The organism is Thermococcus sp. (assembly GCF_026988555.1).
Taxonomy (GTDB): domain Archaea; phylum Methanobacteriota_B; class Thermococci; order Thermococcales; family Thermococcaceae; genus Thermococcus.
Map to the genome: position 1 here is coordinate 41,280 of NZ_JALSLB010000026.1, position 20,494 is coordinate 61,773.

Consider the following 20,494-nt stretch of genomic DNA (forward strand, 5'->3'; position numbering starts at 1 on the left):
ATGAAGAGGACGGTCCTCCTCCTCTTTTTTACCCTTCTTCTGGTCGGTTACTCGGCGGCCGTAACGCCTCAGGAGGCCATGATGGAGGCTCTGAAGACCGGCAACTACTCCCTCGTCGAACCATACCTAAGTCCAACTATGGAAAGAGCCTTCTCCAGGGACGTCTTCGAGCTAACGCGGAACAGTTTAATCCACTCACACGGTGAGATAAAGGACTACGAACTAACCAGGAGCGAGAAAAAGGGTGGCTACACTGTATATTACTACCGGGTCACGGCCGAAAGGGGGAACTACACCGTCAGTGTAACCGTAAAAGACGGAAAAGTGGAGGGGTTTCACCTCACGAGCCTCCCACTGAGGTTCTCCCCCCCGGCCCTCTATCCAGTAGCCGGCGCCCTCCTGGCCTTCCTGCTGCTATGGTTCTACCTCAGAAAGCTCGGAATAGCGGAGGTGATCTTCGGCGCCGTCCTCCTCCTCATAGTTCTTGTAGTTCAGCCCCCGCTACAGGCCCTCCCAAAGTTCCTTGGGGTAAACGGGACGGCTTTCACGGTACTCTGGAGCGGCCTTATTGCTGCACTCGTCCAGGAGGTCCTCAAGTACTTCGCGGCCAGGGGTAAGCCCCTGCGAAAGGCCCTGTACATAGGCGCCGGCCTCGGTCTCGGCGAGGGCTTCTACGTTGCGGCCATCTCGATTTTCATGGGCACCGTCTCACCGCTCGCGGTCCTTGAACGTTTTCTGGTCCTGCTCTTTCACTCATCGACGACGGCCCTCTTCGCATACTCATACAAGAACGGCTGGGGGAGAACAGCGCTCCTTGCGATGGTTTTAACCCACTGGTTAATCGATTCCTTGGCAGCCTACTGGCAGTACAATCCAAGCTACTTAATACTGACCGTCAGTTACGTGACAATGGCAGTCCTGGCCATTCTCGTACTACTGAAGCTACTGCCCCTGGCAAAGCTGGAAAGGGAGGAAAACGTTAAATGGTGACCCATTTATTTTTCCGGAGGCGGTGCCTTGCTGAGGGATCCAAAGATAAAGGCCCTAAAAAAACTGAGAAAGGACCTCCGCTCCGGGCTCTACTCGTACCTGGTGCTCCTGCTCCTTGAGAAAGAGGGCGAGCTCCACGGCTACGCGATAAGAAAAAAACTTAGCGAGCTGAGCGATGGAAAACTCGTGCCGAGCGAAGGGGCCCTGTACGGCATTCTCAAGAGCCTGAAGAAGTACAAACTGGTTCAGGACACCTGGGCTGAAGTTGGCGGAAGGCCGAGGAAGTACTACTCCCTGACGAAGCTGGGCAGAGAAGTCCTGAGCGAGCTGAAGATGGAGATAGGGGCGATAATGGAGACGCTTGAAAAACTGGGGGTGGAAAAATGAAAGAGTTCGAGGTCCTGATTTCCCTTTTCCTGCTGTTTTCCTCGCTCCTCGTTCTGGCATTCAGGGGAAGACGGAACATCCTGATAGGCTTCCGCGTAGGCTACACCTATCACTAGGAAAGGGTTTGGAAGAAGGTGAACACGTTCTCCGGAACGGCGATGCTGATGATATCTCTCCTCCTGCTCGGGGTGGCCATCAAAGGCGTTTCCACCAACGTTTTCGTTCTCCTCATGGTTTCCCTCGTTATGGGCGTGGTTTCTGCGGGACTGTTCATGGCAAAGCGCGAGTACGAGCTTGAGGAGCTCCCGGAGAAAGCGCCCGAGAAACCTGGAAAGGTGATAAAACCCCCAGATTTAAAGAAGTACATCACCCTCCAGACAGCTTTTCTGGCCATCTTCACCGGCCTTTGTATAACTGGAAGAGTTCCCCGGGAAACCGCCATCGTTCTCGGCGGGGCGCTCATTCTGCTCCTCGCACTGACGTTTTTAGTTTCCCGGCCGCTGGTTTTCCAGCTGGCTCCGAAGTTCAAGGGAGTCATGGCGAAGAGGTTTGCGAAGGCACTAACTCTAGTCTCGGGCCTGACAACGACAGAGGTTGCCTTAGCGACACTCGGCTATGAAACCGGGCCGCTTGGCGTCGTCTTGCTTCTTATGACCTCGCTCGGCGTTATCTTCTACGCCGCTTTCATCGCCCTAACGGGAGCCTATGAGGAGGGCTACTACTAACACCCAAAGATTTTATCGACATCCATATTCCGATAGGTTTAAATAATTTCATGCATTCTTCAAGGTGGTGATATCATGTCCCTTGAAGGGCTCTACCGTTACGCCAGGGCGTATATGGAGCCGGGCAACGAGGGGGCGAGAAAAAGGTTCATAGAACTGTCGGAATTCTTTGAAAAGCTAAAGCTCCCCAGAGAGGGGAGGATCCTTGACCTCTGCGCTGGCACGGGAATAGCCGGAACCGCGGCGGCAAAGGCAACAAACGCCAAAAAGCTAACCCTGCTCGACCTCAGGGCCGAAGATCTAAAGAGAGTCCGAGAATGGCTCGAATTCGCAGGCCTGGGAATTGTCCCGACAAAGGTTCGCGGGGACGTGAGGGAAGTGGCAAAACTTACTGGGGAGCACGAGGTCGCGCTTCTCTTCGGCAACACCATGATACACTTCGATCCCTTCGACGCGGTCAGGATATTCTCCAACGTAGCCTTGACACTGACCGAGGACGGTGTTTTCATTGTAGAAGACACCGACAGGGTTTACAGGATATTATACAGCATCGGCTACAAGGAATTCTTCGTCGAGAGTAAGGGAGAAAACCACACCCTCGCCTCCGTCCACGAGGGATACGACGTCAGAAGGGGGACGTTCAAAAGAGCCTACTACCTACTGCCTGGCTTCAGAAAGGTGGGGGAGTTCGACTTCCACCACTGGGACCTGGCGACACAGCTGGCGATCGGGCGGATATTCTTCGGGGAAGCTAGGCTGATACGGCCGGGGGAGCACGGATTCACGCGCGTGGGGGATGTACTCTACTTCAAGCGCCCAAGAAAGGACATCGCCGTGCTTGTTCTCGACGACTTCAGCGGTCCGCGCTGAACGCTATCTCTATCTCCTGTCCCGTGTTCCCATTCTTTACGACGAGGTACTGGGGCCTTCCAATACGATGCGCTGGATAGAAACCCACGATATTACTGGAAAATCCGGAACCTGCTAATGGGATATTGACCACTTTCCAAAGGAATTAGATTTTCGTGATCGTAGTAATGCGATAATGACAGCACACAAAAGAAAGGCGGAGGGATGCAATCACAGGGCGTAGTGCTCGGGGCGCCTGTCCCTAAAGACGTCGTTCATCTCGTTGAGCTTCTTGTTCCTCGCCATCCCGAGGTCTATCTCGACAACGGCCACTTCCTCCTCATCCTCGCTCCCCACCGCCAGCACTTCGGCCCTCGGCGATGCTATCGTGCTCTTACCGATGAACCTCAATCCAAACTCCTCGCCGATCCTGTTGGCGGTTATCGTGTAGACACGGTTCTCCAGGGCCCGTATGGGCATCGCCCTGGGGGCGTAGGGCATCACCAAGTTGCTGGGGTGGGCTATGATGCCGGCCCCTTTGAGGGCGAGCGTTCTCGCGGACTCCGGGAAGAACCAGTCGAAACATATCATAACGCCGACCTTTGCGATCCCGAGGTTGAAAACATGGAAGCCCAGATCCCCAGGTTCAAAGAATAGCTTCTCACGGTAGAAGAGGTGAACCTTGCGGTATTTGCCTATGTATCCGCTGCCTATTGGGCCGGTAACGACCGCGGAATTGTACAGCCTTCCCCTCTCGTCCCTCTCTGCCGTCCCCGCGACAATGAAGACACCGAGCTCTCTGGAGAGCTCCATGAGGAACTGGGTTGTGGGTCCGTCGGGTATCTGACCTGCGACTTCCAGAACCTCCTCCCTGCTCCTGAAGTTGTAGCCCGTGTCAAAGAGCTCCGGAAGGACGATGAGTTCCGCGCCTTCATCGGCGGCGGCACGTATCAGCTCCCCCGCCCTGGAATAGTTCGCCTCAGGCTCAAGAAAAACGGGTTCCATCTGGACATAGGCCACCCTCATAATACCACCAAAGAAGTTACGTCAACCAGGTTGATAAAAGTAGTGGGTCGAAACTCCGTAGCGAGAGCAACCGTAACATCGAAATCAAGGATTATATACAATTTAAACAATCAATGTGTTACAATACAAAACGCATAAGGCAAATTAATAGCATTAAACCTCTAAAAAACACAGAAACCCCTTGCAAAGTACGGGAAAAAACAGATTCTAAAAAGGAACCTCCTAATCTTTAACGGGGCAAAGGGGGGGTTAAAAATGCCGTTGGGCTGTACAAAATTATTGCGGCGAGAACGAGGGAAAAACTTAAAAGGCAACCTCCACAGCTAAGCTTGCTAGTGAGGTGATGCTCATGAAGAGGAGACCGAGGAAGTGGAAGAAGAAGGGCAGGATGCGCTGGAAGTGGATGAAGAAAAGGATCAGGCGCCTCAAAAGACAGAGAAGGAAGGAGCGCGGGCTCTGAGTTCCGCCCTCCCTTTTAAAGTTCTCTTTTGGTGATCATATGGACTTTTCTGGAGAGTTCCAAAGGCTCTCCCTTGAGATTGAAACGGAAAACGGCAGGGCACTTCTGATGGCGGATCCTCACATAGGCTTTGAGCTCTCCAGGGGACTGAGGGTCAGAACCCGATTCGAAGAGCATCTAGCAGCGTTCATCCTAGAGAGTGACCCAGATATCCTCGTAATTCTGGGCGATGTAAAGGAACCGATAGGGCTGAGCTTCACGATGAAACGCATTTTAACGTGCTTCTTCTCCGAAATACGTGAGGTGCCCACGGTAATAACAAGAGGCAACCACGACGGAAGGATCGAGGAAGTAACGGCGAGATTTCCCGACGTGGAGGTTGTTGATCACCTGCTCCTGGGGGACCTTCTCTTCCTGCACGGCCACACGAAACTGCCAGATGTGGATTTCAAGGAAGCCTACCTCGGACATATTCACCCCACCTACACGTTCAACTCGAACGGTGTTAGGAGGAGAGTAAAAGTGCTACTGCGTGTCGGACGGTTCCTGATGCTGCCCTCAGTGAACCCGTTTATAGAAGGATTAGATGTAAGGGAAGGGATACTTATGGTGCCGTTCCTGAAATTCGCCAAATGGGGCGATATCTTCCTGAACGACGGGACGTACCTCGGCAGGGTGAGATTTGAAGGGAGCAGCGCCCATATCATGAAACCCCCACACCTTAAGGGGAGAGGCTTAAGAAGAAAAAGGACAAAATAAAGAAAAACGTCAAATTTCACTTTTTCACAGGGTTTGGCAGGGTTTCCATATGATTTAGCTTCAAAACGTCTTTGAGTGGGCCTGCTCAGGACCTTCAATGAGACTCCAGCACCGAGGAGGATTAGGACGGGGAGGCTGAGGGTGTGGATGATTAGTCCGATGAGGACGCTTAGTTTTCGGCTGATTTTATCTGCTACTCCTCCTGTCGGGACTTCAAAAAGGACGTATCCGGCGGCCATTACTGCCGTTGTGGTTCCTATTTGAGCGTAGTTGAATCCTTTAGTCAGGTAGTAGATGATGAGGATATTTCCGACGAAGCCCGTGCTTATCAGGGTGTAAAAGAGCCTGTACTTTTGAAGTAAGCCCATTTAACGTCCCCCAACGTGGTTTTAGCGATTTGTCTCTCAATTTCTTAATGTAGAATGCTTTTGTCTTTGTGCACCAAAATAGAACTCACTAATTATGGTTATCCAAAAACATATTGCGACGAGCAGAGCTTTGAAATTTGTGTTCTATCAATACCCAAAATCGAGTTTAGTTTGTCCAGGTGTTCCATTGACGGGATTAATAGAGGGCAAACCTTATTAAGGCCCTATGAAAATAAGGTTTCATAGGTGCGATATTAAGAGGTCAGGTGACGGGGATGAGCGATATCTACGAGAAGCTTGAGACGCTACTGCGTTCTCTAGGAGTGAAGAAGACGGAGCTCAGGATATACCGGCTCCTGCTCAACAGGAACGAACCCATGAGAATAACCGAGATACAGCGGGAGCTCAACATAAGTGAGAGGAGCGTTCGCGAGCACGTGCTGAGTCTCTACAGAAGGGGGATACTGAAGAGGACCCTAATCCAGCAGGGGTGGCTCGGGTACGTCTACACCGCGGTCTCCCCCAGCGAGGTCCTCGAAAACCTCAAAGAGAACATCATAAAGAAAATCAACGAAATCGAAAGGGAGCTCAAGAACTCCCCTAGCCAGAATGGACAGACCTAACCATTCCCGCCTCCTCAAGAAGACCAACGAGCTCCGCCAACACCCCCCGGTTCACTTTCCCGTACTCCTCCTCAAGCGCCTTGAAGGCCTCCTCCCTCGGCAGGAGCTCACCGAGCATGAGGAGTTCATGGAGCTGCACCAAGACCTTTCTGTCCTTGGTCAATTCTTTAAACTTCCCAACAAGGGATGGAGCTACCCTTTTAACAACGTCTTCGTTTACAAGGCCCTTAATTACCCAGTCGAGCCACGGGTACCTCCCAATTTCATGTCCACTCTCGATGCCGAGGAACCTCGAGTCCCTGGCGAGACCCCACATGACGAGCTTCTCCGCCACCTCCGTATTTCCCTCCATCCCAAGCTCACCGAGGTACTTCATTGCGTAGCCCCTTGCAAAGCGTCCGAGTTCATCCTCTCCGGCTTCAGCGAGGGCAAGTGCCGCTGCCGTGACCGCACGCCCTATCACCTCCACGCTCTCCTTGCTGACCTTATCCACCGTGTCCTCGCTGGAGTGGTAGAACCGGTCTGGCCAGGTTATCGACATAACCGCAGGGACACCGAAGAAGTTGAAGACGTCGTGGTCGCTACCCATCTCGTACGGGTAGGATTTAAACCGGAGCTTCGGTAGCGGGGAGCCCGAAAGACTCTCTCCCACCGCGTTGGTCATCCCAAGGAAGTACTCCATCAGACCGGAGACTACAGAGAACCGGGAGAGTGGTGTTCTAACCAGCATCAAGGTCGAACCCGCCCGATCCCAGCTTCCAGCAACCATGTCTAGGTTCACAACTGCGTAGTACCTATTCAGGTCTGCGTGGCGCTCTATGAATGCCTGAGTGCCGTAGTACTCAGGAACCCAGAGGAACGCAAAGCCAAAGCGAAAGGAATCCCTGTAAAGGGCATTCAGAACCCTGGCAAGTTCCACAAGCGTTGCACTCCCGCTCGCGTTATCGTTGGCCCCCGGCTTCGGATGACAGAGGTGAGCGGTGAACAGAATAAACGGCGGCTTCCCAATCTCGGCGTAGAGGATCGGGAGAACCTGGTGCTCTCTGACCTCCACCTCAATTGAACCACTGGCCTCCACTCTCCCACCGGAGAGAACCTTCGAGATGGCCTCCCTCGCCCACGTTTCTGGAACCGCAAAGGCGGGTATCCTGGCCCATTCCATGTCCTCTTTTGTCAGAAACAGGCCTATGTACGGGACGGCATTTCCCGTTCCTTCACGGTACGCTATGAAGGCCACGGCACCAGACTCGTTGGCCTTTCTGTAAGCTTCCCTCCAGGATTTCCCAACCAGAACCACCCTGCCCTTCGCCAGTTTCCAGTCCTCGTCCCTGAGTATGGGGAAGACATCACCCTTGAAGCTTCCACCGGGGGAGTGGGCCAGCGAGACGAGGGGTGTTTCCCAGGAGCCGAGCTCCCTCCCATTGAATCGAATTTCTGCCCTGATCAAGTCCCACGCTATCGGACTTCTGAGGGTCAAGTACCATTCGGACCCATCGTAAACGTCCCCGTAGAGAATGGCCTGTATGCCCAATAACTCAAGTTCCTCACGCAGGAACCTGGCGGCCTCAACAAGTTCCTTCGAACCCTGAATGCGGTGGAACTGACTTATCTCCGAGATGTAATGGAGAACCTTCGTGGAATCAAAAAGTCTGGCTTCGTCTAGAAAGCGTCTCATGAACATCCCCAACGAGTATTTGAATGAAGGGATATTTAAGCTGTTGCCCGGTGAGGAATGAAAACTCAAAAACCCAGGCGAAGCATCTTGGGTGGCCTTATGTTCTTCAGTGTGTCCAGGAGATCGGGGGGAAGATAAAGCCGCGTGGTTTCAATGAACCTGATGAACTCCCCTTCAATCTCCTCCGAAGTCTCCTCAAATGGGAAAACCTCCGGGGCTCCACGTCCATCCAGGATGGGGGCCCCCTTACCGAGGCCTTTTCTGATGTCCTCCTCCTTCTTCTTTGCTCCCTCCGCTTTTCCCCGCCGATATGCATCCCGTACAAGCTCAAGAACCCCAAGCTCTTCCGCAAGGGAGTACATCTGAACCTTCTTCCGTCGTATCCATCCCGCCCATTCGCTGTGTCCCCCGTAACCCACGAAGTAGCCGAAGCGGTAGGCCTCCTCAACCAGACGTTTGAGCTCGGAGGAGTCCCCCATTCTCCCACCTCAAAACGGGGCCTCAGGGTAGACCCTAAGCCCTTCATCGGTGAAGCGTATCCTCTTGAGGTTGCTGTCGTGAGGAATCCCGTGCATCTTGAGAACCTGGAGGGCACGGATCATCTGGTAGTTCCGCATGAAGTGGTGGATTACGATGACCCCATCGGCCAGGTAGTACTCGTCTGTGTACGTCTCAGAGCTAAGCATTTCGGAGACAAGGACCGTGGTAACGTTCATCTTCTGCAGTTTCCTGACGAACCTGCCCATGGCTATACGTTTGTTCTCGGCGTCGCGCGTTGAGTACTCAAGGGACGTGAAAGAGTCCACGACCACACGTTTGGCATTCTCCGCCTCCACAACATGGAGTATTGAGCCGAACAGATCGTTCCACGTGAACTTGTACTCGGATTCAAATATCATCCTCCCGAGGTCGTGGAGGGTTATCCTCTTTGATTTGACGTAGTCCAAAAGCCCGAAGTTGTATTTGAGCATGTTCTGGATGATTATCTCCGGGTGCTCAATCAGTGATATGAAAACCCCCTTCTCATCGTTTTTCGCCCCCTCTACGAGAAACTGCATCCCCAGGGTGGTTTTCCCGCTACCGGGTGGCCCTACCACAAGGTAGACCCTACCTGGAAGGAACCCGCCATTCAGCAGATCATCGAGTCCAGGAACCCCGCTTGGTACCCTTTCCAATGTCCTCAGAAGGTCTCCCACGTACATGCTATCCCCCACCCGAATATACAGTGGAGGTATTTAAGTTTGTGGTCTCCAGTATGAGGTCATCTCAATGGAGGACCAAATAGAGATTAATATAACATAAAGTTATAAAACTGCAATATCACCTGGATCAACCCCACGTAACGTGCCGGTTGAAGAGGAAGCGGACGATGAAGGAGAAACCAATTCCCACAAGGTTCGCGATGAGGTAGTTCATCCCGAAGAGGATCAATCCGGCGTAGACCATCCACTGGACAACCGCGCCTGTAAATGCGGCGAGATGGAAGTTCAGAAGCCGATTCGGCAGGGGCTTCCCCCGGACGTCCCTGAAGGTCCAGATATCGTTCCAGGCGAAGTTGTTGAGTATCGCCAGCTCCGTGGCGGCCACGTTGGCCAGTATCTTGTCCCAGCCCGGGAACGTCACAAACGCCCAGAGAAATCCCTCATTGACCAGTATTCCAGAAGCCCCGACTACCGAAAACTTGATGAGCCTGTCCAGTTCGCCTTCCCATTTCATCAGCCTCAGCACGTGCCGGAGGTAGTTCCACATAGTTCTGCCGCTCAGCTTGCTCTCGCCCGCCCTCCGGAGTCCGAACGTGAACGGGACCTCAACAACCTCCAGGTAGTGCCCTTTAATAAGAACCTCCATCAGTATCTTAAAACCAACGGGATTGAGCTCGGCCCCCGCGATAACCTCCCGCCTGAGGGCAAAGAAGCCGCTCACGGGATCTTTAACGTCCCTTATCTTTGGCAGGGCCAGTCTCCCGATGAGGATGGCCCCTTTGGAGATCAGCTTCCGGTACCAGTACCAGTTCCTTACCCGCCCCCCATGAACGTACCGCGATCCTATGGCCACATCAGCCCCTCCCTCAATCGCCCCCACGAGTTCGGGAATCTTCTCGGGAGGGTGCTGAAGATCGGCGTCCATGACAACAAAAACGTCTCCAGATGCCTCTTTAAATCCCCTTATCACCGCAGAGGAAAGGCCCTTCTCACCAACCCTTCTGATAACCCTAACCGGATACCTCTCTCCAAGTTCCAAGGCCAGCTCCCAGGTTCCATCGGGGGAATCATCATCCACAACGATGATCTCGTAGTCACGTCCATTGAGTGCCCGGTCGATCCTCTCAAAGAGTTCTCCAAGGTTGTCCCTTTCATTGTAAGTCGGAATGATTACGGATACCTTCATGCCTATCCTCCCCAGGGTGGGACTGATAACGCCGCAAACTTTATAAGTTTTACAAATTCTCTAAGGGCGGGTATGGGGCCGTGGGGTAGCTTGGCCTATCCTTCCGGCTTCGGGAGCCGGGGACCCGAGTTCGAATCTCGGCGGCCCCACCATAACAGCCTTTTCTGAAGAAAGCAGTGACGGGAAGAGCGCGTGCGATTCTAAAAATGCTTGTTTTTAGGTGGTTTACTCCCCAGTTGCACATCTACAGCGTTTCACTCTCCACAAGGCGTCCGAAAAAATGCCAGAACAAAAAGCGAAACCCGTTTAACCGCATTTTCAGAGCCAGGGGGCCCGTCATACGGGCAAGAGTTTACATACGTTAGCTCCAGTCAATTTAACAGATATTGTCCCAGATACAACTAGGGGTTCATTTCAAAACTTTGCCCCGCAAAGTTTCGAGGGATAAAATTTATAAATACCGCCCTGAACCTACCAACGGGTATAGCCCCGTGGTGTAGCGGCCAAGCATCGGGGACTCTGGATCCCTGGACCGGGGTTCGAATCCCCGCGGGGCTACCAAAGCCCCAAATTCATAACATGTACATTCTCGAATTTCAAACCGCATGTTATACTTCATTTAGTACTATTTGATCTTGGGACTTGCCCCAGCTATGTGATTTTTGCGGGTTATGCTCCCACGTTAGTTGGGACGTGCATTTTAAATCCTCCTCTCTCGAGTTGTGTTGTAAAATATCCAATATCTTGCTAAATTAAGCATGGGGACAGGCTAGTTCCCCGGCGCCGCTATGGAACATACAACCCGGTTCACACGAAAAACGCCTTATAAACGGAGTTATCCACCAGATTCCTGTTTTCGAACTTTTAGAGCAGGTTTAAATACCCCTTTACATTACATAGTTTAAGACTGGACCTTACTCCAGTCGGGAGGTCGTAGTCATGGGTAGGGACTTTGAGAGTGAGATTGTGGATATGCTTCGAGGGAGAGAACTCACAGTTGCGTTTATCACCCGCTTTCTGATGGAGAGGGGTTTTGAGATCACCAGACAGAAGGTGGAGAGGACACTGAGACGACTGGTCAACACGGGCATCGTCGAGGCCAGAATCGGAAACAACGGCAGAAAGCACTACAGGTTGGCACGGTGATCGCCATGGGGGCCTCCTCGGTCATACTTGGCAACAGCAGGAGGATGCTGCTCATAGAGTACCTCCGCAGTTGCGAAGGAAAGGCCGAGCTGAGGGACGTGGTCGAGTTCATAGCCAAGAACGAGGGTAACACCGACCGAAAGCACCGAAAGAGTGTCTACGTGAGCCTCGTTCAAACACATATCCCCAAGCTGGAACGGGAGGGTGTCATAGCCCTGAAGCATGGGGTGATAACCCTTGTCAGGGTCCCCAACGACGTTACAGTTTATATGGAGACCGTAAAGAAGAACGATATAAGCTGGAGTTCCTTCTACATAGGTCTCTCCCTGATATTCTTTATAACGGCAATCTACCTGAACAACCTCCACCTTGCGCTGGCCTCAATTATCTACGCCGGCGTTGGCGTTGTCCACCACAGAAAGATGAGACGTATCTGACCGCCATCCCCAGGGTAATCCCCCGTTACCGGCCGTTAACCTGCCATTTCATATATACCCCAACGGCCCAAGTAATGGACAGGCAACCCACGCGGTTGCACGAGGCACTGCGTTGATTTCACCGTTGCAGTGGTTGTGAGTGTATACAAGGTTTAGGGATGAACCCCACTTCACCGCTCGCTTCCTTCTCCACAGTGCCTCCTGATTCGGAGGCGAAAAAGATGAGAAAGAATATTGCCCTTGGAATTTTTGGCCTGCTGGTGGCCTTTGGCCTTGTATTGGGGGCCGGAGCCAACTTCAGGGACTACAACGCTGACAGGAGTGTCCACTGGGACATCGTCAGCGATGACAACGAGCTCATCGACCTGACGCCCATTCAGCCCTACGCATACATAAACGAGGGTGGCGTTCTGGTGGTTGACATAAGCCCGGACAATCCGAACTACCCAGGTTACGGCCAGGGTCTTAGCCCGAACTCGGAGTACAACTTCGACGAGGTCTTTGAGGTAAGCAACGACCTCTGGGAGAACAACATGAGTATAGTTGTCAGGATTACCAACGCCAACACCGCGATACAGTTCTACGGCGCAGACCACGACATCCACGATGCCAGCACCGGCAACATCGTCTACGCCAGTGACATGGCGAAAAACGACGTCTGCTTCGTCGTTGGTCCAGGAGAGGCCGTTAAGGTCGGCATGGACTTTACAGTTGGCAACGCAGCTCTGAACACCACAGAGAGCAGCAACATACATATAGAGGCCTACAGGCTCGGCACCGAACCCGCAGAACTGGCCGGAAAGTGTGGGCAGTGAGGTGAAGAAAGATGAACAAGCTATTTGGACTGGCTTTACTGATGGTTGGAATGCTCCTGGCAGTTGGAGCCGGGGCCAACTTCAGGTACTACTCCGCCGACAGGCAGGCGAGCTTCGACGTCGTCGCGGATGACAACGAGCTCATCGACCTGACGGCCCTTCAGCCTTACGTGACCTACGACGCTGGAAAGCTCTACGTGGACATAACCCAGTACAACCCGAACTACCCGGAGGGTGCAGGCCAGGGCATGAGCCCGAACACAACGTACGTCTTTGAGGAGATGTTTGAGGTAAGCAATGAGCTCTGGGAGAACAACCAGACCGAGTACCCGATATGCGTCGACATAAAGACCAACCATGAGGGTGTCCTGCTCTTCGCCGGGAACTACACCAACCCGATTGCAGGACCGGCCAACAACCTGGAGTTCACGGTCTACCACGGAAACCCCGTGCCCATTGGAATGATATTCGACAACACAAACGCAACCCTCGGAAACTATCAGTTCCAGATGAGCATAGAAGCCCATGCCGGGGCCTGTGAACAGTGATTTCTTTCCGGGGCCTTTGCCCCAAACCCTTTGAGGGGGGGTGCCCATGAAAAAACTAATCGAACTCATCCTTGCGGTCATCATCTTGGTTTTCATTATAGGCTCATTAGCGGGCTTCCTCCTCAACAGACCGGTTTTTCTGTCGTACGCTTATTCCAAGAGCATGACCCCCACTATAGATAAGGGCGACCTCTTCATCATGAATCCCTTAGCCAGAAACTTCGACGTTGGTGACATCATCGTATTTCACAGGCACGGGGGCTGGACCGTTCACAGGATCTTCGCGGTCACCGATGATGGCTTCATAACCAAGGGAGATAACAACGTAGCCACCGATCAGCAGGATGGGCTTTATCCCCCGGTTAAGAGACCGGATATAGCCGGAAAAGTCGTTGTTCTCTTTAGAAAACCCCTCGTCATCCGCGGTGGTGGAGCGTTTATTCAATCCGCCAGGGCAAAGCTAAGCAACGTCTACGTCATAGCGGTTCTCCTATTCATTGGGGCGTTTCTAACGTTCTCCGGGAGCTCCAAAAGGAGGAAGAGGATAAAGTATTACCGGGTAAGTGTTAGAACCCTCTACGCAGCCATATCAGTGCTCATCATAGCGGGCTTCCTTTTCGTAACGGTTGCATCTTGGGGAACGCTGGCCTTCACCTACTCCTCTACCCTCGCGGGCGGTCAGCGGGCCGGCTGGTACCTTCCCGGTTCAACCTTCGAGAAGAACTTAAGTGTGGAAAACAGGGCAGTTTACCCCTTTTACTACTTTGTAAGTGGGGGAAACGAGAGGGTAGAACTCCTGGGCCCCACGTTCCTCCGCCTCGATGGTGGTTCAAGCGCCAGCGTTTTGGCTCACGTTACTGTTCCAACAGACACCAGGATCTACCGCGAGGAGTTCCAAGTAAGGTCGTATCCGGCCATTCTACCGGTGTCCCTCGTCACGTTCCTGTACTCCTTCAACCCGTACCTGCCGCTCGTTGCATATGCTCTCTTCCTGTCGGCAGTCCTGTGGACCTTCTACGTTCTTTCAGGGGTTTCTGAGGGGGATATTCTTAGAATCAGGAAGCGGAGAGGAAGTCTCCTCTCCAAGATACTCGGAGATGGTTAGTATGAGAAAAGTCATGATATTCACGGCCTTCCTGCTTGGACTGCTCCTCATCATGGGTTCGAGTGGGAACTTTCGGGCTTACACATCACAGAGGAGCGCGGAATTCACGGTGGTTAATGGTAGCAATTCATACGTCGCCTACCGCTGTCTTTCAGAGCCGGTTCCCGTCAATGCAAGCTCCGGCGTCGACTTCACCGCGATAATCGTTGAGAACCTGATGGACAAATTAATAACCGTGCACGTCGTCGGTGACTACTCAAACCTACCGGACGGGCTCAACGGCAGCGTTGACAGTTCCACCTATACACTTGAACCGGGCGAGTCCGTCTCAATCGGAGGAAGTTTCTCTACGGGCGACGAAGTTACCAGCGGAACCTACGGTGTTCCACTCACTGTCTACGCCCAGTGGGAAGGGGGAAGCGCCGAGCTGAGGGACTGTTCCATGTACGCTAAGGTTGAACAGCCGACCTACGTTCTAAAGAAGGGCATAGTGGGGGGTGTTTATGAGTACACGGTTGGGGAGTGGTATACAATAACACTACAGCTCAACTTCACGAACAACGGCCCGGACGGCGACTTCGTCATAAAGGACGTTATTCCCAACCCCGGATGGAGGGCATTTTACCTGGTGGGCCCGCCCCAGCCAAGCTCGGGCAACGCCGACATGTTTATCAGCGCCGGCCACTGCGGTTGTGCCGGCTGGCTAATAGTGTGGCACGTCCACGTGGCCCATGGAGAGACCGTGACCCTAAACATCCCCATGGAAGCGGTTTTCTTCTGCAGTGGGAACTACATTCTCAACTGTGGGGCGCATCTGTGCGGGACGCACGTCGTCTCGAACCGCATCACCGTTCATGTAGCTGGAGGTAGATGACCATGAAGTTTTATGAAAAGATCGATAAAAAACGGACCATCCTGATTGGGATTGCCGTTTCAATTTCCCTCGCCGTTCTGTTCGGGGCCTACTCTGGTCTGGCCTACTCACGGACCCCAATAACGACGAAGGCAACGTATTCCACACTGTACACGGAGGAAGGGCACTTTAGACACACCGGGATATTCTCCAACGAGACCATCTACAAGAGTGGAGTATCGCTCAATTACTACCCGTCGAAGATAACCGAGGAACTGCTGGGGAACTACACGTTCAGGTTATCCCCACAGGCCACTGGCAGATACGAGGCGGCACTTCACGTCAACTACTACGTGTCGTCCGCCAGGAAGAAGGTGTACATCCTCAACGAAACGTCGTTCATTGGCCGGGGAGCATTTTCGGGCTCGTTTACCATACCGGTACATCTCAACATGACCGAGCTCGACGAGAGGCTTAAGGAGATACGGGAGGGCACCGGACTCTACCGTGCCGAGAGGGAAGTCTATATAACGGTCAAAGTGCTGAGCGACGATAAAGAGCCCTTTACTCAGGAAATCCGGCTAAACCGCGACGCCTCAGGGATGCTCTATTTCACGGGGTCCGACAAGGAATACAGAAAGGTCGTCCGGAACGTCAGCACAACGACGAACTCACTCTCCTTTGTAGGCTCGGACGTCGGGGTTTCAACTGCCAGAACGGTCTTCCCTGCGATGGCGTTGCTCTTCGCAATTCCCCCAGCGGGCTTCATCTACACCAAGAGGGAGAGGAAGCTGGACAAGCTCAAGGGACTAAGGAAGTACGTAGTCGAGGGGACGGCACCTTCAGCAGAGAGAAAGATCGAACTATCCTCGCCCAAGGACCTTGAAAGAGTTTTTGAACTTGTTGATCGGCCCATAGTCCATTACCGTGATGGCGAGACCGATGTCTATGTCGTAACCGATGGTGGAACAGTTTACGAGTATCGGGCTTCCTAGCCCGACCAACAACTTTAAAAGACCTACCCGAAAGCCTAACCTAGAAGTTCTTCAAGAGGTAAGAGGTGATTAGAGATGAACCCGTTCCACGACATAGAACCCGGACCGGAGGTTCCAGAGGTAGTAAACGCCGTCATAGAAATCCCTAAGGGGAGCAGGAACAAATACGAGCTCGACAAGAAACACGGCCTTATAAAACTCGACCGCGTTCTCTACAGCCCGTTCTTCTACCCGGTCGACTACGGAATCATCCCCCAGACCTACTACGACGATGGAGACCCCTTCGACATAATGGTCATCATGCGCGAGCCGGTCTACCCGCTCACCCTTATCGAGAGCAGGCCGATAGGCATTATGAAGATGAACGACAGCGGCGATAAGGACTGGAAAGTTCTCGCCGTCCCCGTTGACGACCCGTACTTCAAGGAATGGAAGGACATAGATGACGTTCCCAAGTCTTTCCTCGACGAAATCGCTCATTTCTTCAGGCGCTATAAGGAGCTCCAGGGCAAGACCACCGTCGTTGAGGGTTGGGGCAACGCCGAGGAGGCCAAGAGGGAGATCCTCCGCTCCATTGAGATGTACAAAGAGAAGTTCGGAAAGAAGGAGTGAGCCTCCTCCAACTTTTTTCAGGAGGTAAAGCCATGTACAAACTCCTAACGGTTAAGGACATCGTCAGAATCCCCCCCAAGATGTTCACCGTGGACCCAAAGGAAGCCGCGAAGATCGTGCTCCGCGAGACGTACGAGGGCATCTACGACAGGGATGAGGGCGTGGTGCTCTCCATCCTGGACGTCAGGGAGATAGGTCCGGGGCTCATAGTACCCGGCGATGGTGCGACGTATCACGACGTCGTTTTCGACGTTCTGGTGTGGAAGCCCGAGATGCACGAGGTCGTTGAGGGGGAGGTCGTCGATGTGGCCCCCTACGGGGCTTTCATCAGGATCGGTCCCGTTGATGGCCTTGTTCACATCTCCCAGCTGATGGATGACTACGTCGTCTTCGACGAGAAGAACAAACAGTTCGTCGGTAAAGAGACAAGGAGAACACTTCAGCTTGGCGACAAGGTTCGCGCAAGGATAATAGCGGTCAGCATAAAGAGCAAGGTCATACGGGAGAACAAGGTAGGCCTCACCATGCGCCAGCCAGGACTCGGAAAGGAGGATTGGATAGAAAAGGAGAAGCGCAAGGAGGCCGAAACATGACCAAAGAGAGGGCATGCAGACACTGCCACTACATAACCACAGAGGACCGCTGCCCGGTCTGCGGCAGCAGGGACCTGAGCGAAGAGTGGTTCGACTTGGTGATAATCTCAGATCCCGAAAACAGCAGAATCGCCCAAAAATTGGGCGTTACCGTGCCCGGAAAGTACGCTATAAGGGTTAGATGATGTACTTCAGATTAACCTCCGACCTGCGGAAACTCCTGAAGGAGCCCCTCGGCCGGCTTGAGAGGGGTGAAATCCCCGAACCGTACCTTCGGGCCAGGGGAGAACTCGAGAGAGCAGGTTACCTGATTACAGTGGGGGACGTTGTCACGGAGAACGTCCTTAAACTTGGGTTGAAGCCCGCGGTGGCCATATACGACCACCGAACCCACAGAAGGGAGTACGACCCGGACATAACAGACAGTGCAGTTGTTATGACCGTTCAAAATCCGCCGGGGACTATAACGAAAGCTTTATTAAACGCGATTAGAAAGGGCTTCCTGCTCGCCAAGCGAGGGAGAAGGGTCTACATAAAGGTGAACGGCGAGGAAGACCTCGCGGCGATTCCAGCCGTGCTCTACGCCCCAGAAGGGTCGGTGGTGGTTTACGGGCAGCCGAACGAGGGGGTAGTGCTTATAAAGGTAACATCCGAATGCAAGCTCAAGTGCGGAAAACTCATGTCGAAGATGGAGGTGATTCAAGATGGAGATTAAGGTTACCGAGATTAAAGAGAACAAGCTCCTCGGAAGGAAGGAGATACACTTCGACGTCCTCCATGAGGGAGAGGCCACACCCTCCAGGAAGGAAGTAAAGGGCAAACTCGTCGCAATGCTCGACCTGAACCCAGAGACAACGGTCGTTCAGTACATCAGGTCATTCTTCGGAAGCCACGTGAGCAGGGGGTACGCAAAGGCCTACGAGAGCAGGGAAAGAATGATGAACGTCGAGCCGGAGTACATCCTAATTAGAGACGGGATCCTTCAGAAGAGTGAGGAGTGAGGTGGTGGTTTAAATGGCCAAGGGAAAGAAGAAAACCAGCCAGAAATGGAAGCTCTACGAGGTACAGGGGGGGAAGATAAAGAGGAAAAACCGCTTCTGCCCCCGCTGCGGTCCGGGTATCTTCATGGCAGACCACGGCGACCGCTGGGCATGCGGAAGGTGCGGCTACACCGAATGGAAGAAGAAGTGATTTCTTTTTCCTTCCATTTAAAACCGCTTTTCTACGGGCATCTGGGATGAGGAGAATTGCCAACGTACTACGGCCTCAACCTCAAACTCCATCCTCAGGTCTACGAGCCCGCGGAGGATACCTTCCTCCTAGCTGAAAACCTCGCGGTCAGCGAAGGGGATACAGCCCTCGACGTTGGCACGGGCACGGGACTGATAGCCCTTCTGATGGCGAGGAAAGCCAGCTTTGTCCTCGGTGTGGACATCAATCCCCTCTCAGTTGAATTCGCCAAAGAGAACGCCCGACTCAACGGGATCACCAACGTGGAGTTTCGCTTAAGCGACCTCTTTGAGAACGTCCGCGAAAAGTTCGACGTGATAACGTTCAACGCCCCCTACCTGCCAGGTGAACCTGAGGAACCGATAGACCTAGCCCTGGTTGGGGGGAAAGACGGACGAGAAGTTATCGATAGGTTCATCGAGAGGGCAACGGAGCACCTCAAACCCGGGGGAATCGTCCAGATAGTTCAGAGTTCAGTGACGGGGATAGACGAAACACTGAGAAAACTGGGGGAAAAGGGGCTGACTGGAAAGACCGTGGCTAAGAAACATATGTTCTTCGAAGACATAGTTCTGATAAACGGCCGTGCACCCGTCAGGCGAGACGATAACGTGGAACCTCAAACATGAGTTTAACCCGCGGGTATCCCTCGGATTCAACGTCCTCCTCGAAGAAGTTGATATGTATCTCCCTCGCTTTGATCTCGGGTTCGGGTTTTATTCGCTCAAACATGAATTGGAAGGTCTCTTAACCCCTTTTAAACCTTTCGCAAATTGCCGAACTATTTTTCGACGATAAAATAACCAAACCACATCGCCAGGCCATCACATTTTTAAGAAGACCCGAGAAAGCTCACTCAGAGGGAGATTTAGGTGAGGCTAATGGCGATAACATTTGTATTAAACCCCAACATGCCCGAGAAGATAACGGACCTCTTCAGGAAACAGCACTACGCGCTCGTGGGCAGGCACAGCTCGGTGAAGCTCTGCCACTGGCTCAAGGAGAGCATAAAGCACGACCGCTTCTGCTACAAGCAGAAGTTCTACAACATACACTCCCACCGCTGCCTGCAGATGACGCCTGTTACGGCATGGTGCACCCACAACTGCATATTCTGCTGGCGCCCGATGGAGGGCTTCCTCGGCACGGAGCTACCACAGCCCTGGGATGACCCAGCATTCATCGTCGAGGAGAGCATAAAAGCCCAGAGAAAACTCCTCGTCGGCTACAAGGGAATGCCCGGCATAAACATGAAGAAGTTCGAGGAGGCATGGAACCCCAAGCACGCAGCCATAAGCCTATCCGGCGAGTCGATGCTCTACCCCTACATGGGCGACCTGGTGGAGGAGTTCCACAAGCGCGGATTTACCACCTTCATCGTCACCAACGGAACCGTTCCGGAGAGGCTCGAGGAGATGAAGAGAGAGGACAAGCTGCCGAGCCAGCTCTACGTATCCCTCACCGCCCCGGACATCGAGACCTACAACCGGGTGAACGTCCCCATGATTCCGGACGGATGGGAGAAGATAAAGAAGACGCTGGGACTCATGAATGACGCCCAGACCAGGACGGTGGTAAGGCTGACCCTCGTCAAGGGCGAGAACATGGGCAACCCCGAGGGCTACGCGAAGCTGATAAAGCTCGCCAACCCGATGTTCATTGAGGCAAAAGCCTACATGTTCGTCGGATTCTCGCGCAACAGGCTCACCATCAACAACATGCCGAGGCACGAGGAGATTAAGGCCTTCGCCGAGGAGCTGGTGAAGCACCTGCCCGGCTACCACATCGAGGATGAATACGAGCCGAGCAGGGTCGTGCTCATAATGCGCGACGACGTTGATCCCCACGGAACCGGAATCGGTGGCAGATTCATAAAGCACTGAGGCCTGTCCCTTTGTTTTATAAGTTTT

Annotated in this window: 27 protein-coding genes and 2 tRNA genes; 23 read left to right on the top strand and 6 right to left on the bottom strand. The window is 53.2% G+C overall.

What is annotated here, in order from left to right; all coding sequences use genetic code 11:
- From MVK60_RS03430 to MVK60_RS03445, 4 genes are all read left to right on the top strand, one after another.
- Complete coding sequence (locus MVK60_RS03430; protein WP_297436458.1) at window positions 1-990, top strand: DUF3887 domain-containing protein; 990 nt, start codon at window positions 1-3, stop codon at window positions 988-990.
- A 27-nt stretch (window positions 991-1,017) separates the two neighbouring features.
- Window positions 1,018-1,377, top strand: coding sequence for a PadR family transcriptional regulator (locus tag MVK60_RS03435; RefSeq protein WP_297436460.1), 360 nt, complete (start codon window positions 1,018-1,020; stop codon window positions 1,375-1,377).
- A gap of 134 nt (window positions 1,378-1,511) precedes the next feature.
- Window positions 1,512-2,102, top strand: a complete 591-nt coding sequence (locus tag MVK60_RS03440; RefSeq protein WP_297436462.1) for a hypothetical protein — start codon at window positions 1,512-1,514, stop codon at window positions 2,100-2,102.
- Between the two features lie 75 nt (window positions 2,103-2,177).
- Complete coding sequence (locus MVK60_RS03445) at window positions 2,178-2,972, top strand: class I SAM-dependent methyltransferase (RefSeq protein ID WP_297436464.1); 795 nt, start codon at window positions 2,178-2,180, stop codon at window positions 2,970-2,972.
- A gap of 210 nt (window positions 2,973-3,182) precedes the next feature.
- Here the strand turns inward: MVK60_RS03445 and MVK60_RS03450 are convergent, their stop codons facing one another.
- On the bottom strand, window positions 3,183-3,977 hold the full coding sequence (locus tag MVK60_RS03450) for a nitrilase (RefSeq protein WP_297436466.1): 795 nt from the start codon (window positions 3,975-3,977) through the stop codon (window positions 3,183-3,185).
- A gap of 499 nt (window positions 3,978-4,476) precedes the next feature.
- Between MVK60_RS03450 and MVK60_RS03455 the strand changes: the two genes are divergently transcribed.
- Together MVK60_RS03455 and MVK60_RS03460 are read left to right on the top strand one after the other, a co-directional pair.
- Window positions 4,477-5,196: a metallophosphoesterase gene (locus MVK60_RS03455; RefSeq protein WP_297436468.1), complete on the top strand. Its 720-nt coding sequence runs from the start codon at window positions 4,477-4,479 to the stop codon at window positions 5,194-5,196.
- A 643-nt stretch (window positions 5,197-5,839) separates the two neighbouring features.
- On the top strand, window positions 5,840-6,187 hold the full coding sequence (locus MVK60_RS03460; protein WP_297436531.1) for a transcriptional regulator: 348 nt from the start codon (window positions 5,840-5,842) through the stop codon (window positions 6,185-6,187).
- On the opposite strand, the gene MVK60_RS03465 is transcribed toward MVK60_RS03460, so the two are convergent.
- The 4 genes from MVK60_RS03465 to MVK60_RS03480 form a co-directional block, all read right to left on the bottom strand.
- The gene (locus tag MVK60_RS03465; protein WP_297436470.1) at window positions 6,165-7,862 is read right to left on the bottom strand and encodes a DUF4910 domain-containing protein; all 1,698 of its coding nucleotides are present in this window, start codon (window positions 7,860-7,862) and stop codon (window positions 6,165-6,167) included. The genes MVK60_RS03460 and MVK60_RS03465 overlap by 23 nt on opposite strands.
- 65 nt (window positions 7,863-7,927) lie before the next feature.
- Complete coding sequence (locus MVK60_RS03470; RefSeq protein WP_297436472.1) at window positions 7,928-8,341, bottom strand: hypothetical protein; 414 nt, start codon at window positions 8,339-8,341, stop codon at window positions 7,928-7,930.
- A 9-nt stretch (window positions 8,342-8,350) separates the two neighbouring features.
- Window positions 8,351-9,064, bottom strand: coding sequence for an ATPase domain-containing protein (locus MVK60_RS03475; protein WP_297436473.1), 714 nt, complete (start codon window positions 9,062-9,064; stop codon window positions 8,351-8,353).
- A 127-nt stretch (window positions 9,065-9,191) separates the two neighbouring features.
- Window positions 9,192-10,250 (bottom strand): glycosyltransferase, encoded by a 1,059-nt coding sequence (locus MVK60_RS03480; protein WP_297436475.1) that lies wholly within the window; start codon window positions 10,248-10,250, stop codon window positions 9,192-9,194.
- 74 nt (window positions 10,251-10,324) lie between these two features.
- Between MVK60_RS03480 and MVK60_RS03485 the strand changes: the two genes are divergently transcribed.
- The 16 genes from MVK60_RS03485 to MVK60_RS03560 all read left to right on the top strand — a co-directional run bounded on the left by MVK60_RS03485 (window position 10,325) and on the right by MVK60_RS03560 (window position 19,213).
- Window positions 10,325-10,402: transfer RNA gene (locus tag MVK60_RS03485), tRNA-Pro, on the top strand.
- A gap of 333 nt (window positions 10,403-10,735) precedes the next feature.
- Window positions 10,736-10,811 (top strand) — tRNA-Gln (locus MVK60_RS03490).
- Window positions 10,812-11,189: 378 nt separating this feature from the next.
- Entirely contained in the window at window positions 11,190-11,396 is a 207-nt protein-coding gene (locus tag MVK60_RS03495) for a hypothetical protein (RefSeq protein ID WP_297436477.1), read from the top strand.
- A 5-nt stretch (window positions 11,397-11,401) separates the two neighbouring features.
- The gene (locus MVK60_RS03500) at window positions 11,402-11,833 is read left to right on the top strand and encodes a hypothetical protein (protein WP_297436479.1); all 432 of its coding nucleotides are present in this window, start codon (window positions 11,402-11,404) and stop codon (window positions 11,831-11,833) included.
- A 221-nt stretch (window positions 11,834-12,054) separates the two neighbouring features.
- Window positions 12,055-12,648, top strand: coding sequence for a DUF1102 domain-containing protein (locus MVK60_RS03505; RefSeq protein ID WP_297436481.1), 594 nt, complete (start codon window positions 12,055-12,057; stop codon window positions 12,646-12,648).
- Between the two features lie 11 nt (window positions 12,649-12,659).
- Entirely contained in the window at window positions 12,660-13,196 is a 537-nt protein-coding gene (locus MVK60_RS03510; protein WP_297436484.1) for a DUF1102 domain-containing protein, read from the top strand.
- A gap of 46 nt (window positions 13,197-13,242) precedes the next feature.
- Window positions 13,243-14,301 carry a signal peptidase I gene (locus MVK60_RS03515; protein ID WP_297436486.1) on the top strand — a complete coding sequence of 353 codons (1,059 nt, stop codon included), beginning with the start codon at window positions 13,243-13,245 and terminating at the stop codon, window positions 14,299-14,301.
- A gap of 1 nt (window position 14,302) precedes the next feature.
- Window positions 14,303-15,175 (top strand): hypothetical protein, encoded by an 873-nt coding sequence (locus MVK60_RS03520; RefSeq protein WP_297436488.1) that lies wholly within the window; start codon window positions 14,303-14,305, stop codon window positions 15,173-15,175.
- A gap of 2 nt (window positions 15,176-15,177) precedes the next feature.
- Window positions 15,178-16,149 (top strand): DUF5305 family protein, encoded by a 972-nt coding sequence (locus MVK60_RS03525; protein ID WP_297436490.1) that lies wholly within the window; start codon window positions 15,178-15,180, stop codon window positions 16,147-16,149.
- Between the two features lie 75 nt (window positions 16,150-16,224).
- The gene (locus MVK60_RS03530) at window positions 16,225-16,761 is read left to right on the top strand and encodes an inorganic diphosphatase (RefSeq protein ID WP_297436492.1); all 537 of its coding nucleotides are present in this window, start codon (window positions 16,225-16,227) and stop codon (window positions 16,759-16,761) included.
- 32 nt (window positions 16,762-16,793) lie between these two features.
- Window positions 16,794-17,354 carry a DNA-directed RNA polymerase gene (locus MVK60_RS03535; RefSeq protein ID WP_297436494.1) on the top strand — a complete coding sequence of 187 codons (561 nt, stop codon included), beginning with the start codon at window positions 16,794-16,796 and terminating at the stop codon, window positions 17,352-17,354.
- On the top strand, window positions 17,351-17,539 hold the full coding sequence (gene spt4, locus MVK60_RS03540; protein ID WP_297436496.1) for a transcription elongation factor subunit Spt4: 189 nt from the start codon (window positions 17,351-17,353) through the stop codon (window positions 17,537-17,539). Before MVK60_RS03535 ends, spt4 begins: the two co-directional genes overlap by 4 nt.
- Window positions 17,536-18,069: a GTP-dependent dephospho-CoA kinase gene (locus MVK60_RS03545; RefSeq protein WP_297436498.1), complete on the top strand. Its 534-nt coding sequence runs from the start codon at window positions 17,536-17,538 to the stop codon at window positions 18,067-18,069. The genes spt4 and MVK60_RS03545 overlap by 4 nt, the downstream gene beginning before the upstream one ends.
- Window positions 18,059-18,355 (top strand): 30S ribosomal protein S24e, encoded by a 297-nt coding sequence (locus MVK60_RS03550; RefSeq protein ID WP_297436500.1) that lies wholly within the window; start codon window positions 18,059-18,061, stop codon window positions 18,353-18,355. The genes MVK60_RS03545 and MVK60_RS03550 overlap by 11 nt, the downstream gene beginning before the upstream one ends.
- 13 nt (window positions 18,356-18,368) lie before the next feature.
- A complete protein-coding gene (locus tag MVK60_RS03555) occupies window positions 18,369-18,545 on the top strand; it encodes a 30S ribosomal protein S27ae (protein ID WP_297436502.1) in 177 nt (58 codons plus the stop codon).
- A 56-nt stretch (window positions 18,546-18,601) separates the two neighbouring features.
- A complete protein-coding gene (locus tag MVK60_RS03560) occupies window positions 18,602-19,213 on the top strand; it encodes a HemK2/MTQ2 family protein methyltransferase (RefSeq protein ID WP_297436504.1) in 612 nt (203 codons plus the stop codon).
- Here the strand turns inward: MVK60_RS03560 and MVK60_RS03565 are convergent.
- On the bottom strand, window positions 19,179-19,316 hold the full coding sequence (locus MVK60_RS03565; protein WP_297436506.1) for a hypothetical protein: 138 nt from the start codon (window positions 19,314-19,316) through the stop codon (window positions 19,179-19,181). The two genes, MVK60_RS03560 and MVK60_RS03565, sit on opposite strands and share 35 nt — an antisense overlap.
- A 149-nt stretch (window positions 19,317-19,465) precedes the next feature.
- Here MVK60_RS03565 and twy1 point away from each other — a divergent pair, with 149 nt between their 5' ends.
- A complete protein-coding gene (gene twy1 / locus MVK60_RS03570) occupies window positions 19,466-20,467 on the top strand; it encodes a 4-demethylwyosine synthase TYW1 (RefSeq protein WP_297436508.1) in 1,002 nt (333 codons plus the stop codon).
- Window positions 20,468-20,494 lie beyond the last annotated feature (27 nt).

Excerpts from the sequence above, each read along its gene's own strand:
- MVK60_RS03445 (WP_297436464.1), top strand. The coding sequence starts at position 2,178 with ATGTCCCTTGAAGGGCTCTACCGTTACGCCAGGGCGTATATGGAGCCG.
- MVK60_RS03550 (WP_297436500.1), top strand. The coding sequence starts at position 18,059 with ATGGAGATTAAGGTTACCGAGATTAAAGAGAACAAGCTCCTCGGAAGG.
- MVK60_RS03465 (WP_297436470.1), bottom strand. The coding sequence starts at position 7,862 with ATGAGACGCTTTCTAGACGAAGCCAGACTTTTTGATTCCACGAAGGTT.
- MVK60_RS03495 (WP_297436477.1), top strand. The coding sequence starts at position 11,190 with ATGGGTAGGGACTTTGAGAGTGAGATTGTGGATATGCTTCGAGGGAGA.
- MVK60_RS03555 (WP_297436502.1), top strand. The coding sequence starts at position 18,369 with ATGGCCAAGGGAAAGAAGAAAACCAGCCAGAAATGGAAGCTCTACGAG.
- MVK60_RS03460 (WP_297436531.1), top strand. The coding sequence starts at position 5,840 with ATGAGCGATATCTACGAGAAGCTTGAGACGCTACTGCGTTCTCTAGGA.
- MVK60_RS03500 (WP_297436479.1), top strand. The coding sequence starts at position 11,402 with ATGGGGGCCTCCTCGGTCATACTTGGCAACAGCAGGAGGATGCTGCTC.
- MVK60_RS03525 (WP_297436490.1), top strand. The coding sequence starts at position 15,178 with ATGAAGTTTTATGAAAAGATCGATAAAAAACGGACCATCCTGATTGGG.
- MVK60_RS03475 (WP_297436473.1), bottom strand. The coding sequence starts at position 9,064 with ATGTACGTGGGAGACCTTCTGAGGACATTGGAAAGGGTACCAAGCGGG.
- MVK60_RS03505 (WP_297436481.1), top strand. The coding sequence starts at position 12,055 with ATGAGAAAGAATATTGCCCTTGGAATTTTTGGCCTGCTGGTGGCCTTT.
- spt4 (WP_297436496.1), top strand. The coding sequence starts at position 17,351 with ATGACCAAAGAGAGGGCATGCAGACACTGCCACTACATAACCACAGAG.
- MVK60_RS03535 (WP_297436494.1), top strand. The coding sequence starts at position 16,794 with ATGTACAAACTCCTAACGGTTAAGGACATCGTCAGAATCCCCCCCAAG.
- MVK60_RS03510 (WP_297436484.1), top strand. The coding sequence starts at position 12,660 with ATGAACAAGCTATTTGGACTGGCTTTACTGATGGTTGGAATGCTCCTG.
- MVK60_RS03515 (WP_297436486.1), top strand. The coding sequence starts at position 13,243 with ATGAAAAAACTAATCGAACTCATCCTTGCGGTCATCATCTTGGTTTTC.
- MVK60_RS03545 (WP_297436498.1), top strand. The coding sequence starts at position 17,536 with ATGATGTACTTCAGATTAACCTCCGACCTGCGGAAACTCCTGAAGGAG.
- MVK60_RS03520 (WP_297436488.1), top strand. The coding sequence starts at position 14,303 with ATGAGAAAAGTCATGATATTCACGGCCTTCCTGCTTGGACTGCTCCTC.
- MVK60_RS03430 (WP_297436458.1), top strand. The coding sequence starts at position 1 with ATGAAGAGGACGGTCCTCCTCCTCTTTTTTACCCTTCTTCTGGTCGGT.
- MVK60_RS03470 (WP_297436472.1), bottom strand. The coding sequence starts at position 8,341 with ATGGGGGACTCCTCCGAGCTCAAACGTCTGGTTGAGGAGGCCTACCGC.
- MVK60_RS03565 (WP_297436506.1), bottom strand. The coding sequence starts at position 19,316 with ATGTTTGAGCGAATAAAACCCGAACCCGAGATCAAAGCGAGGGAGATA.
- MVK60_RS03450 (WP_297436466.1), bottom strand. The coding sequence starts at position 3,977 with ATGAGGGTGGCCTATGTCCAGATGGAACCCGTTTTTCTTGAGCCTGAG.
- MVK60_RS03480 (WP_297436475.1), bottom strand. The coding sequence starts at position 10,250 with ATGAAGGTATCCGTAATCATTCCGACTTACAATGAAAGGGACAACCTT.
- twy1 (WP_297436508.1), top strand. The coding sequence starts at position 19,466 with ATGGCGATAACATTTGTATTAAACCCCAACATGCCCGAGAAGATAACG.
- MVK60_RS03530 (WP_297436492.1), top strand. The coding sequence starts at position 16,225 with ATGAACCCGTTCCACGACATAGAACCCGGACCGGAGGTTCCAGAGGTA.
- MVK60_RS03455 (WP_297436468.1), top strand. The coding sequence starts at position 4,477 with ATGGACTTTTCTGGAGAGTTCCAAAGGCTCTCCCTTGAGATTGAAACG.